Origin of the sequence: Neisseria dentiae (assembly GCF_024580525.1) — a bacterium.
Classification (GTDB): domain Bacteria; phylum Pseudomonadota; class Gammaproteobacteria; order Burkholderiales; family Neisseriaceae; genus Neisseria; species Neisseria dentiae_A.
Map to the genome: position 1 here is coordinate 1 of NZ_JANIKQ010000031.1, position 12,674 is coordinate 12,674.

11 protein-coding genes and 1 pseudogene are annotated in these 12,674 nt (G+C 53.7%); 4 read left to right on the top strand and 8 right to left on the bottom strand.

The genetic code is table 11. The features are described 5' to 3' along the window. From NQ012_RS12195 to nrdG, 6 genes are all read right to left on the bottom strand, one after another. Nucleotides 1-126, bottom strand: a 126-nt coding sequence (locus NQ012_RS12195; protein ID WP_234395924.1) for a GTP-binding protein, incomplete at its 3' end; no start/stop codon positions are given. Nucleotides 127-206: 80 nt separating this feature from the next. After that, the gene (fusA, locus tag NQ012_RS12200) at nt 207-2,312 is read right to left on the bottom strand and encodes an elongation factor G (protein WP_257067860.1); all 2,106 of its coding nucleotides are present in this window, start codon (nt 2,310-2,312) and stop codon (nt 207-209) included. A gap of 18 nt (nt 2,313-2,330) precedes the next feature. After that, nucleotides 2,331-2,801, bottom strand: a complete 471-nt coding sequence (gene rpsG, locus NQ012_RS12205; RefSeq protein ID WP_257067861.1) for a 30S ribosomal protein S7 — start codon at nt 2,799-2,801, stop codon at nt 2,331-2,333. Nucleotides 2,802-2,921: 120 nt separating this feature from the next. Continuing rightward, nucleotides 2,922-3,293, bottom strand: a complete 372-nt coding sequence (gene rpsL / locus NQ012_RS12210) for a 30S ribosomal protein S12 (RefSeq protein WP_002218431.1) — start codon at nt 3,291-3,293, stop codon at nt 2,922-2,924. Between the two features lie 199 nt (nt 3,294-3,492). After that, nucleotides 3,493-5,277, bottom strand: coding sequence for an anaerobic ribonucleoside-triphosphate reductase (gene nrdD / locus NQ012_RS12215; RefSeq protein ID WP_257067862.1), 1,785 nt, complete (start codon nt 5,275-5,277; stop codon nt 3,493-3,495). Further along, nucleotides 5,274-5,750, bottom strand: coding sequence for an anaerobic ribonucleoside-triphosphate reductase activating protein (gene nrdG, locus NQ012_RS12220; RefSeq protein ID WP_257067863.1), 477 nt, complete (start codon nt 5,748-5,750; stop codon nt 5,274-5,276). The genes nrdD and nrdG overlap by 4 nt, the downstream gene beginning before the upstream one ends. 237 nt (nt 5,751-5,987) lie before the next feature. Here nrdG and NQ012_RS12225 point away from each other — a divergent pair, with 237 nt between their 5' ends. The 3 genes from NQ012_RS12225 (at nt 5,988) to NQ012_RS12235 (ending at nt 9,258) form a co-directional block, all read left to right on the top strand. Beyond that, nucleotides 5,988-7,790: a DUF294 nucleotidyltransferase-like domain-containing protein gene (locus tag NQ012_RS12225; RefSeq protein ID WP_257067864.1), complete on the top strand. Its 1,803-nt coding sequence runs from the start codon at nt 5,988-5,990 to the stop codon at nt 7,788-7,790. A 14-nt stretch (nt 7,791-7,804) separates the two neighbouring features. Next, nucleotides 7,805-8,413, top strand: a complete 609-nt coding sequence (locus tag NQ012_RS12230) for a 3'-5' exonuclease (protein WP_257067865.1) — start codon at nt 7,805-7,807, stop codon at nt 8,411-8,413. Between the two features lie 599 nt (nt 8,414-9,012). After that, entirely contained in the window at nt 9,013-9,258 is a 246-nt protein-coding gene (locus NQ012_RS12235; protein ID WP_257067866.1) for a BolA family protein, read from the top strand. A gap of 307 nt (nt 9,259-9,565) precedes the next feature. Here NQ012_RS12235 and sodA read toward each other — a convergent pair whose 3' ends face one another. Further along, a complete protein-coding gene (sodA, locus tag NQ012_RS12240; RefSeq protein WP_257067867.1) occupies nt 9,566-10,183 on the bottom strand; it encodes a superoxide dismutase [Mn] in 618 nt (205 codons plus the stop codon). A 406-nt stretch (nt 10,184-10,589) separates the two neighbouring features. Here sodA and NQ012_RS12245 point away from each other — a divergent pair, with 406 nt between their 5' ends. Then, a complete protein-coding gene (locus NQ012_RS12245; RefSeq protein ID WP_257067868.1) occupies nt 10,590-12,422 on the top strand; it encodes a BCCT family transporter in 1,833 nt (610 codons plus the stop codon). Nucleotides 12,423-12,500: 78 nt separating this feature from the next. On the opposite strand, the pseudogene NQ012_RS13110 reads toward NQ012_RS12245, so the two are convergent. Beyond that, nucleotides 12,501-12,674, bottom strand: a pseudogene (locus NQ012_RS13110) (IS481 family transposase); the annotation flags it as partial.

The window sequence follows — 12,674 nt, forward strand, 5'->3', positions numbered from 1 at the left end:
ACCGCCGAATTTTTCGGCCAGAATGGTGGTCAGTGCGGCAGTCAAAGTGGTTTTACCATGGTCAACGTGACCGATGGTGCCAACGTTTACGTGCGGTTTGCTCCGCTCGAATTTCTCTTTAGCCATGAGCTAATTCCTTTATATAAAGAACGATTAAAGAACAGGGATGCGGCCGTCTGAAGTTTCAGACGGCCTGTTTCAACAGTTTAGCCTTTGCGGGCTTCTGTAACTTGTGCGGCAACGTGCGCGGGAGCTTCTGCGTATTTCTTGAACTCCATCGAGTAGGTGGCACGGCCTTGGGTGGCGGAACGCAGATCGGTCGAGTAACCGAACATTTCTGCCAGCGGCACTTCGGCGCGGACTTTCTTGCCGCCGATGCCGTCGTCATCCATACCCAAAACGATACCGCGGCGGCGGTTCAGGTCGCCCATCACGTCGCCCATGTAGTCTTCGGGGGTTTCCACTTCAACGGCCATAATCGGCTCCAGCAACACCGGAGAGGCTTTTTTCATACCTTCTTTGAAGGCCATGGAAGCGGCCAATTCAAAGGCGATTTGAGAAGAGTCCACATCGTGGTAAGAACCGAAAATCAGGCGGATACGCACGTCAACCACGGGGTAGCCGGCAACGATACCGTTGGGCAGGGTGTCGCGGATACCTTTATCGACAGAGGGGATGAATTCACGCGGAATCACGCCGCCTTTGATCTCGTCGATAAATTCGTAGCCTGCGCCGCCGGGTTCCAGCGGTTCCATTTTAATCACAACGTGACCGTATTGGCCTTTACCGCCGGATTGTTTAACGTGTTTGGCTTCGGATTCCACTTCTTTACGGATGGTTTCGCGGTAAGCCACTTGCGGTGCGCCTACGTTGGCTTCCACGCCGAATTCGCGTTTCATGCGGTCGACGATGATTTCCAAGTGCAATTCGCCCATACCGGAAATAATGGTTTGGCCGGATTCTTCGTCGGTGCGCACGCGGAAAGACGGGTCTTCTTTAGCCAAGCGGTTCAGCGCGATACCCATTTTCTCTTGGTCGGCTTTGGTTTTCGGCTCGACGGCAACGTGAATCACCGGCTCGGGGAATTCCATGCGTTCCAAGATAATCGGTGCATCTTCGGCACACAGGGTTTCGCCGGTGGTTACGTCTTTCAAACCGATGGCGGCGGCGATGTCGCCTGCGCGTACTTCTTCGATTTCGGTACGGTCGGCAGCAGTCATCTGTACCAAACGGCCGATACGCTCGCGGGTGCCTTTAACCGAGTTGATAACGGTGTCGCCCGATTTCACCACGCCTGAATACACGCGGATGAAAGTCAGTTGGCCGACGTATTTATCGTTCAGCATTTTGAACGCCAATGCCGAGAATTTGGCATCGTCGCTTGCTTGGCGGCTGTCGGGTTCTTCGTTGTTCGGGTTGATGCCTTGCACCGGGGGAATGTCGGTCGGCGCAGGCAGGAACTCTACCACGGCGTCGAGCATGCGCTGTACGCCTTTGTTTTTGAAGGCAGAGCCACACAACATCGGCTGGATTTCGCCGGCCAGAGTGCGATCGCGCAATGCGGCCACGATTTCGGCTTCGGTCAGCTCTTCGCCGCCCAAGTATTTGTCCATCAGCTCTTCGCTGGCTTCGGCTGCGGCTTCAATCATGTTTTGACGCCATTCTTCGGCGGTAGCAACCAAATCTGCAGGAATGTCGCCGTATTCGAACGTGGTGCCTTTGTCGGCTTCGTTCCAAATGATGGCTTTCATTTTCAGCAGGTCAACCACACCCTCGAAACCTTCTTCTGCACCCACGGGGATAACGATGGGAACGGGGTTAGCGCGCAGGCGGGTGCGCATTTGCTCGACCACGCGGAAGAAGTTGGCGCCTTGGCGGTCCATTTTGTTTACAAAGGCCAAACGCGGCACTTTGTATTTATTGGCTTGGCGCCATACGGTTTCCGACTGGGGCTGTACGCCGCCTACCGCGCAGTAAACCATCACCGCACCGTCGAGTACGCGCATGGAGCGCTCTACCTCTACGGTAAAGTCAACGTGTCCCGGGGTGTCGATGATGTTGAAGCGGTGTTCGGGAAACTGGCCGCCCATACCTTTCCAGTAGGAAGTTACAGCAGCGGAAGTAATGGTAATACCGCGCTCTTGCTCTTGCTCCATGTAGTCAGTGGTGGCTGCACCGTCATGCACTTCGCCCAGTTTGTGGGTTAAGCCGGTATAGAACAGGATACGCTCGGTAGTGGTGGTTTTACCCGCATCGATGTGTGCGGAAATACCGATATTGCGATAAAGGTTAATCGGGGTTTTGCGAGCCATTTTATGCGCCTTTCAAAATTAGAAACGGAAGTGTGAGAAGGCTTTGTTGGCTTCGGCCATGCGGTGTACTTCTTCACGTTTTTTCATGGCACCGCCGCGGCCTTCGGCTGCGTCGATCAATTCGCCGGCCAGGCGCAGGTCCATGGATTTTTCACCGCGTTTGCGGGCGGCGTCGCGTACCCAGCGCATTGCCAGAGCCAAGCGGCGTGAAGGGCGAACCTCAACAGGAACTTGGTAGTTGGCACCGCCTACACGGCGGCTTTTCACTTCTACAACGGGTTTGGCGTTGGCAATGGCTTCGTTGAACACTTCGATTGCTGCTTTGCCGGTTTTTTTCTCGATTTGCGCGAGGGCGCCGTAAACGATGCGCTCGGCAACGGATTTTTTACCGTCAATCATCAATACGTTCATGAATTTGGTCAACTCGACGCTGCCGAATTTCGGATCGGGCAATACGTCGCGCTTGGGGACTTCTCTACGTCTTGGCATTTTAATTCCTTAAATATCTATTCAGTTGGGGCAATCCCATGAATGCCTATCTGAAGCATTCACTTACTCGGCCGCGCCTTTTTTCAGGCGGCAAAACCGACGTGCCATGGTGTTATCGGATTACTTGGGGCGTTTGGCACCGTATTTGGAACGGGCTTGTTTGCGGTCTTTAACGCCTGCGGTATCCAGAGAACCGCGAACGGTGTGGTAACGTACACCCGGCAAGTCTTTTACACGACCGCCGCGAATCAGCACCACGCTGTGCTCTTGCAGGTTGTGGCCTTCGCCGCCGATGTATGAAATCACTTCGAAACCGTTGGTGAGGCGGACTTTACATACTTTACGCAATGCAGAGTTCGGTTTTTTCGGGGTGGTGGTGTACACACGGGTGCATACGCCGCGTTTTTGCGGGCACGCTTCCAGTGCGGGCACTTTGTTTACGTACACGGGCTTTTGACGGCCTTTGCGTACCAATTGGTTGATAGTTGGCATATTTTCTCGTCCTGTTGAGTGAAATACTTGCCGGCACCATGCCGACAAGAGCGGAATTATAGTTTCGGTGCAAACACTTAGTCAAGCCGCGGGCTGAAAAAAGTGTTTTGCGTGCGGTATTTGGCGTGGTTTTGCCCACAGTTTGAGGCCGTCTGAAAACGTTTCAGACGGCCTTCTGCATTTATTTCTGAAACCTTACTTACGCGGCGGCGCGGCGGTGATAGTGCCTGAGCGCGTGTTCTTTGCGGCGGCCGCTGCTGAAGGCGGACACGCGCTTGAGGTAGCCGATAACGCGGGTGCCGTGGTCGATATGGTGCGAACCGCAGGCGCTGCACTGGTGCAGGGTGCGTTTATCTATATAGCCGCAATCGTTGCAGATAGTAATGCGCACGTTGACGCAGAAATAGTTGCAGCCGGTTTGGGCGGCGATGTCGAGCAGCGAGCGGTAGCCGGCCTGCGGCAGGGCTTCGTCCAGATTCAGGTGCAGGGCGGAACCGCCGTCGAGCCATTCGGTAAGCTCGCGGCCGTGCAGCAAAAATTTGTCGAGCGCGTTGGTGCTTTCGTCTTCCACGATATAAAAATAAGAGTTGTAGCAGTCGCGCGAAACCTTATAGCCGTCGGCCTTGTCCCATTTGGCGTTTTTCACGCCGAGGTTTTCGGCGGGCACGAATTCGGTGTTGAACTTCACGCCGTAATGTTTGGATGCGGCTTGGTTGGCCTGATAAATGGTTTTCAGACGGCCTTTTACGAAGTTAACGTAGTCTTCGTTGTAACCCACGCCAATCCCGCGCGATTCGGCGGCTTCGGCCATACCGTTGATGCCGATGGTGAGAAACTGTTTGTCGAGCGTGATAAAACCTGCGTCGTACACGGGCAGCATACCGGCAGCCTGATATTCTTCCATCAGCTTGCGGTAGGCGTATTGGTAGCGGTGGATTTTGCCCACCTCTTCCGCCAAATCGCGCCCGTCTTGCTCCAAGCGGTTCATATTGAGGGTAATCACGTTAATCGAACCGGTGGCCACGCCGCCCGCGCCGAGGGTATAGGAAAAGGTATGGTCTTCGATTTGGTTGCGCAGGCGGCAGCATGAGGCGAGCGAATCGGGGTTGTCGGAAAGGTAAACGAAAAACGAATTGCCTTCGGCCAGCTCCTGCGCCATTTGGCCGGCGAATTCGGTGTCTTTGCACTTGCCGTTGTCGGTGAGCATGGCGGCGGTTACCACGGGGAAGGTCAGCACGGCTTTGCTGCGTTCCTGATTAAACCATTTCAGGAAAAACAATTGCAAAGCGGCCACGCTTTCCCAATCGGGTTTGCTGAAATCGGGGAACACAAAATCGGCGAACATGGCTTCGAAATAATGGCGGTCATACACCGAAATATTCCAAAACACACTCTGATAACCGCGCGCGGCGGCGGGCTGGTTGATGCTGTACACCACCTGCTGCATATGGTTAGCGATTTCTGCCGCATGGGTTTGCAGATAATCGCTGCCGTAGTCTTTGCGGGCGAAATAGTCGAAATAAGTTAAAAATTCCACCGTGGCCACCGCGCCGGCGAATTGCGCGCTGATGGCAAACACCAGATTGATAAACGAACCGCAAAATGATGCCAAATGCTTGGGTGCTTTCGATTCGCCGCCGAGCCTGCCCAAGCCCTCCAACAAAAACGGATACAGCGTAACCGACACACAATAAGGCTTGAGGCTGGTTTCGTCGTGCACATAAATCTCGTGCGCCTCGATTTGGCGGATATATTCATCGGCATCGGCCTTGCCGAAGATTTCTTCGATTTTGCGGGAAACCTGCGCACGGTTGACCTGCACGAAGAAATCCTTCATCAGCTCGGCTTCCATCGTGGCGATGTTTTTTTGGGTAACGTTGGCATTGGCGTCCATTTTCGAGCCGTCGGCCGCATTTTGCGCCGAAATATAGTCGTTCATAAACGCCAGCTTGTCGTTTAGCTGCCCCGGGGTGAGCCTTATCATGTGTTTGCTCCTCTGAATAAGTAGGTTAGATTTTCACCCGAATGAATACGGATAAAACGTTGGTTGGTGGACGGGCTGTCCAACCCACCCAATTCCGGCTGCCAGCGGCCGGTTTTCAAAAAAGTGAGATACGGTAGCAGGCCGTCTGAAAGCTCTTCACGCTCCAAGCCCGTGTACAAACAACTTTTCAAACCTGCCTCCTGCACCACTTCCAGCATACGGCGCAGCGCATCGGGCAGCCATTCGCCGCCCATAAACAGCACGCAGGTAATCAGCCCGCGATAGCGTTTCAGACGGCCTTTCAAATAATCTTCGGTCAGCTCCGAACCGGCGGCCGCACGCCAAGCATCTGCACTGTGGCAGCCTTCGCAGCGCAACGGGCAGCCCGAACACAAAAACGCCAGCGACACCTCGCCCGGCACCTCCTGCCACACGATTTGCTCGGCGGTGAATCTAAGCGTTTGCCCATCCATTTAAAACACCATATATAGTATTAAAAAAATATAAAACTACTAGATATGGTATTTTATAGATTTTCAGGCGGCCTTTATTGAGATGAATCAAATTACACCGTGCAACATGGCAAAAAGTAAACAGGCCGTCTGAAACCTTGCAAACCGCAGCCCCGCAAACCGCCCTGCCCCAATTTTTGCAAAACATGGCATAATCGTTTGAACAACAACACAAAACCCGCAAAGGAAGAAACCGCCATGGAACGTTTCGATTTCAACTACGCCCCTTTCAACTATTTGAGCAACCCCGAGCGGGTGATGCTGCAAAAAGCGGTGGATATCGCCTTTTTCCACAACGGCGAAAGCATTATCCGCCCCGAAGAGCCGATTGAGTTTCTTTATGTGGTGATGAAAGGGCTGGTGAAGGAAATCGGTGCCGACGGCGACGTGGTGTCGCTCTACCACCCGCGCGACACGTTTGAGGCGCGCGGGCTGATTGAGGGGGTGAGCCACCATCAGTTTGTGGTGGAGGAAGAAGCGCTGGTTTACACCATTCCCAAAGACGTGGTGCTGAAGATTATCGAAAGCAACCCGCGTTTCGGCGCGTATTGTTATGCCAGCGTGGCCGATAAGTTTGCCAGCCTTTCCAACAGCAAAAACGAGAGCGAGTTTGAAAGCCTGTTTACCGCCAAAGTGCGCGATGCCTACCGAGACAACCCCACCTGGCTCGAAGGCGGCGATTCGATTTTCCGTGCGGCGGAAGTGTTGAAAGAGCGTAAAACCAAATCGGCGCTGGTGCGGCACGAAGGCAGAATCGGTGTGTTTACCGAATCGGCGTTCCGCGACATTGTGATTGCGGGCGCACCTTCAAGCGATGCCATACACAACTGGGCGGCGTTTAACCTGATTTCCATCGACATCGACGATTTCGTGTTTAACGCATTGTTGCGCATGACCACGTTTAAAATCCAGCGCGTGGTGGTTACGGAAAACAGCCAACCCATCGGCACGCTCGAGCAGATAGACGTTTTGGCCTATTTTTCGAACCACAGCCATTTGGTCGCCCAGCGTTTGGAGCGCGCCAAAACCATAGACGAATTGGTGGACATCGCCGGCCAGATGACCGATTCCATCCGCCTGCTGCGCAACAACGGCGTGCGTGCGCCGCAACTGGCACAGCTGATGCAGGTGCTCAACAGCAGCCTGTTTGAAAAAGCCTGGCGCATTCTCGCGCCCGCCGATTTATACGACAACTCCTGCCTGATTGTGATGGGTTCGGAAGGGCGCGGCGAGCAGATTCTGAAAACCGACCAAGACAACGCGCTGATTCTGCGCGAAAGCGTCAACCCCGAAGAAGCTGCCGAAGTGGCGGAACAGTTTTCGGCCACGCTGGCACGCTTGGGCTATCCGCCCTGCCCCGGCAAGATTATGGTAAACAACCCCGCGTGGCGCAAAACCCTGCCCGAATTCAAAAAAATGGTGAGCGGCTGGTGCCACGCACCCGACGGCGAGGCGATGATGAATCTGGCGATTTTTATCGACGCCAAAGCGGTGGCGGGTGATGTTGCCATGCTGGCCGAAGTGAAAGAGCATCTGCAAAAACGCATGATTAACGATGCCGGTATGCTGATGGCGTTCGCCCGCGCCGTGGATCAGTTTGAAAGCCAGAGCAAGGGCTTTTTCTCGCAGCTGCTTAACCGCGGCGGCAGCGAAAAAATGGATATCAAAAAAATGGGGCAATTCCCCGTGGTGCACGGCATCCGCGCCTTAAGTTTGGAGGCGCGCATCGAAGAAACCAACACCTTCGAGCGCATCCGCCATCTGGTGCAGCTCAACATTATCGACGAAGCGCTCGGGCAGGATGTGGCCGAAGCCCTGAGCTATATTATGGATTTGCGCTTCAGCGCCAACCTGCATATTCTCGAAAGCGGCTCGGGCACGCCGAACCAGGTGGATTTCGCCAACCTTTCCACGCTGGAACGCGACCTGCTCAAAGACGCCCTGCAAGTGGTGAAACGCTTTAAAAACGTGATCCGCCACCATTTCCACATCACTTCGTAAGCGGGAGGCGAGCCATGTTTGAACGTTTTTTACGCAACCGCGAACGCAAAAAACTCACCGACCCGCATTATGGTTTTCTGTTTGAAGAACAACCCGGCGAATGGGTGAGTTTCGACTGCGAAACCACCAGCCTCGATGTGAAAGAAGCCGAAATTTTATCAATCGGCGCGGTGAAAATACGCGGCAACCGCGTGCTGGCGAGCGAATCGTTTTATGTGCTGGTGAAACCCGAAAACCCGATGAAGGCCGCCAACATCACCGTACACGGCCTGCGCCCCACCGATCTTTCAGACGGCATTCCCGTGGAAGAAGCCGTTAAGCAACTGCTCGAATTTATCGGCGGGCGCGAACTGGTGGGCTACTATCTGGAATACGATGTGGCGATGATCAACAAATTCATGAAACCCATGCTCGGCATCAAGCTGCCCAACAAGCAAACCGACGTGTCGTCGCTGTTCCACCGCTGGCAGAGCAAACAAAACGCCCACGACAGCTATGTGGACCTGCGTATGGACAGTATGTTTAAAAAACTCAAGCTGCCCGACCTGCCCCGCCACAACGCGCTGAACGATTCGATTAACGTGGCGCTGATGTATCTGCTGCTGAAACAGCGGTTGAAATAGGGAAAGATCAGGCTGGAACCTTTGCAAAAAAAACCAATTCAACCCTGAAAAGGTTTGTGTCTCGTCATCAGCTTCGCAATTCCGCTGCGCGGGGGTAGCGCAGCGGAATTGCGAAGCTGATGACGGTGGTTGAATATTTCAGACGGCCTAAATGACTTGCAAAGGCCTCATTTCGTCATACTCGGGCTTGCCCCGGGCATCTGTTTGTTTTAGAGGAAAAAGAGATACTCGGGTCAAGCCCGAGTATGACGTTAGTGTTTTAAGGTATCGAAAAGAATTTCGTAAAGTTCTCAGGTGTAGGAAATTCTAGCGTTGTTTACACTTTCCGTTTTTTGCATGCAGGCCCATTTTGGGATTTTTGAGGGTTGTCAAGAATGCCGAAAGGCGCGGCGAAGCCGCATCGTTCTTGAGAATGCTCAAAAATCACGAAACCATCATTCCAGCAAAAAATAAAAGTCGTTTGGCATAAAAAGTATAATCAACCCGACCTTTTCCCACATCTCAGGCCGTCTGAAAAATAATGAAGCGGCAAACTTATCGGCTATAATGCTTTCTTTTTGCAGGCGGCCCCGCCGCCCGCGATTTCAAAAGGAACCACCATGCTCAGCCCCGAACAAGTCAAAGCCATGATCGAAGCCGTGGTGCCGTGCGAATATGTGGAAGTGGAAGGCGACGGCCACCATTTCTTCGCCCGCATCGTTTCGTTTGCCTTTGAAGGCAAACCGCGCCTCGCCCGCCACCGCCTGATTAAAGACGGCCTGGCTGAAAAACTCGCCAGCAACGAGCTGCACGCGCTCTCGATTGCCGCCGCCGCCACGCCCGCCGAATGGGCGCAAAAGCAGTAACCACCGGAAACCTTTGCAAAAATACCGCAAGGCCGTCTGAAATGCTTAAATCCCGTCATTCCCGCGTAGGCGGGAATCCAGATGGAAATATTGAAGCATTGATTAAACAAATACTTGGATGCCAAGCTTCTGGATTCCCGCCTACGCGGGAATGACGGAGTTCAGATTTTTTAGATAGCAATTTGAATTTTGCAAAGGTCTCGGCCTTTAAGGTAGTTTTGCAAAGATCCCAACCGGTTTTATGCCGTTTAAATAAAGGCCGTCTGAAATATTATTTTCAGACGGCCTTTCTCATCGATACAACCGGTTATTGGGATTCGAAGCGTTTGGCGGCTTCGTCCCAGTTCACCACGTTCCAGAATTCTTTGATGTAGTCGGGGCGGCGGTTTTGGAATTTCAGGTAATAAGCGTGTTCCCACACGTCCAAACCGATAATCGGGTAGCCTTTGCAGCCGGCAATGGCTTCGCCCATCAGCGGGGTGTCTTGGTTGGGGGTGGAAACCACTTTCAGGCGGCCGCCGTCCAACACCAGCCACGCCCAGCCCGAACCGAAACGGCTGGCTGCGGCTTTTTCGAATTCGGCTTTGAACGCGTCAACCGAACCGAAATCGCGCTCGATGGCTTCTTTCAGCGCACCTTTCAATTCGGTGCCTTTTTTCAGGTTTTTCCAGAAGAAAGTGTGGTTGACGTGGCCGCCGGCGTTGTTGCGCAACACGGTTTGCTTGTCGGCGGGCAGCTCGTTCAGGCGCGAAATCAGCTCTTCGGGGCTGAGTGCGGCGAATTCGGGCAGCGATTCCAACGCGGCGTTGGCGTTGTTCACATAAGCCTGATGGTGTTTGGTGTGGTGGATGTTCATGGTCATTTCATCGAAATGCGGCTCCAGCGCATCGTAGGCATAGCCGAGTTCGGGCAGGGTGTAGGCCATTGTGTTCTCCTTGAGATTGGAATACGGGGACAGTGGGCTTGGAAACGTGCGGGCACGCTCCGGTGAGCTGTTGATACTAGTAATTATCGGGCGGTGCTGCAAGCGGGAAAGCCCTTATGTTTTACAGGGTTTTTCCGGCGGCCTGCGGCGGCGGCTGTTTTCAGACGGCCTGCCGACCCAAAGCGGGCCTTACACGCCGATTTGTTTATTTTTGTTTAAATTCAAAAAGATATGCTTGCAATATCATGGCAGTGTATTTATTTTTGTTTACAAATCGTTCATTTCATTATAAAAAACACCCGTAATCTTTCCGGCTTCCGCATAAAAATAACGATACGCCGCTTCAGGAAGCCCTCAGCGAAAACCGACATTGCACTCACGAAATAACCAAACTAAGGAGCCAACATTGTCTGTTCAACATCAAAACCAGCCCGATTCCGGGCGCATCAAATTCCGCTACAAACCTGCCCGTCAGAGAATGTCTTACCGGCATTTGGGCATGTTTGACGCCGACAAAAACTTCCAACCGCACGGCACCACCGACACGCCCGACACGCGTATCGACAAATTCACGTTTTTCGGCGTGCTGGTGATTCTGTTTGCCATTACCGTGCCGCTGGTGGTGTTTCCGCAGCAGGGCGCCGACTGGGTGGCGCTTACCAAATCTTTCGTTACCGGCAAACTCGGCGTGGGCTATCTGGCTTTCGGCGTGCTGGCGTTTATTTTCGTGGTTTACATTTCGTTTTCCGACATCGGCAGCATCAAACTGGGCAAGCCCGAAGACGACGTGGAATTCAAAACCGGCTCTTGGGCCGCCATGATGTTTTGCGGCGGTATCGGCTCGGGCGTGATGTATTGGGGCATCGTCGAATGGGTGTATTACTGGCAGGGGCCGCCGTTCGGGCTGGAACCCGGCTCGCCCGACGCCGTGCGCTGGGCCAGCACCTACGGCCTGTTCCACTGGGGGCCGGTGGCTTGGGCGATTTATCTGGTGCCTTCGGTGGCCATCGCCTATTTCGCCCATGTGCGCAATTCGCCCGTGCTCAAAGTGAGCCAAAGCCTGATGCCGCTCTTGGGCGAACGCTTTACCAAAAGCAACTGGGGCAAAATGATAGACGTGTTTTTCGTGTTCGGCATGATAGGCGGCGGCGCCACTTCGCTGGGCTTGGCCTCGCCGATGATAGGCGAAGGGCTGTATGAGCTGTTCGGCATTCCCAACGGCCTGCTGATGCAGCTGGCGGTGCTGCTGGTTACCACTTCCATCTTCGCTTATAGCGCCTATCAAGGCTTGCGCGGCGGCATTCAAAAGCTCTCGAATATCAACTTCTATTTGGCCATCGCCTTTTTGGTGTTCGTGCTGGTTGCCGGGCCTACCGTGTTTATTTTAAACGTTGGGCTGGAAAGCCTCGGCCGTTCGCTCACCCAAATGGCCACCATGATGACGTGGACGGAATCGTTTGCCGGCTTTGAAAAACAAGGCTTCAAAAACACCGGTTTCCCCAAAGACTGGACGATTTTCTACTGGGCATGGTGGCTGGTGTTCGCCCCCACCATCGGCCTCTTCATCGCCAAAATCTCCAAAGGCCGCACCATCCGCCAGATGACCGTAGGCTCGATGTTTTACGGCTCGCTCGGCTGCGCGGTGTTTTTCATTATTTTAGGCAACTACGGCATGTATCTGCAATTAACCGGCGCACTCGATGTGGTGTCGGTGTTGAACGATAAAGGCGCCACCGCCGCCATCTTCGCCGTGTTGAACACCCTGCCGATGGCCAAAATCGCAATCGGCGTGTTCGTCGTGCTGGCCGTGCTCTTTACCGCCACCACCTTCGACAGCATTTCTTATATCCTCGCCTCGGTGGTGCAGCACGAAGTGGACGGCGAGCCGCACCGCTGGAACCGGCTGTTTTGGGCGTTCACCCTGTGCATATTGCCCGCCGCGCTGATGTTTATCGGCGGCCTCAATACCCTTCAGACGGCCTCTATCTTCGCCGGCGCACCCTTGCTGATTATTATGAGTATGCTGATGCTCTCGGTGATTAAGGCCGCCAAATACGATTTGTATTACCAGCCCGACTATTCGCTGAAAACCATCCACATCGAAGAAATCCCCGCCAACGCCCCGTGGGAACACGGCGAAACCACCCAGGCGCCCGAAGGATCGGTGTTGGCGCAGCAGGCGGTGTATGAAGAATTGCGGCAGGGCGGCGAAGAAGAAACAAAAGAAAAAAGCGCTTGAATCCGAACGGCAGAAACCGCCCTTTAAATGACGGGATTTAAACATTTCAGACGGCCTCAAGGTAGTTTTGCAAAGGTTTCAGGTGTAGGAAAAGGTCGGGTTGTTTACACAACAGGTTGGGAATGAAGCCTGTAAAACCTCAAAAGGGGTGTCGCCTTTCAGGATCTTGTGGGGCTTGACGGTATTATAAAAGTTAACAAAACGACATAACTCTTTTTGCCGGTGTGCCGAATCCTTAAACGGATGCTTGTC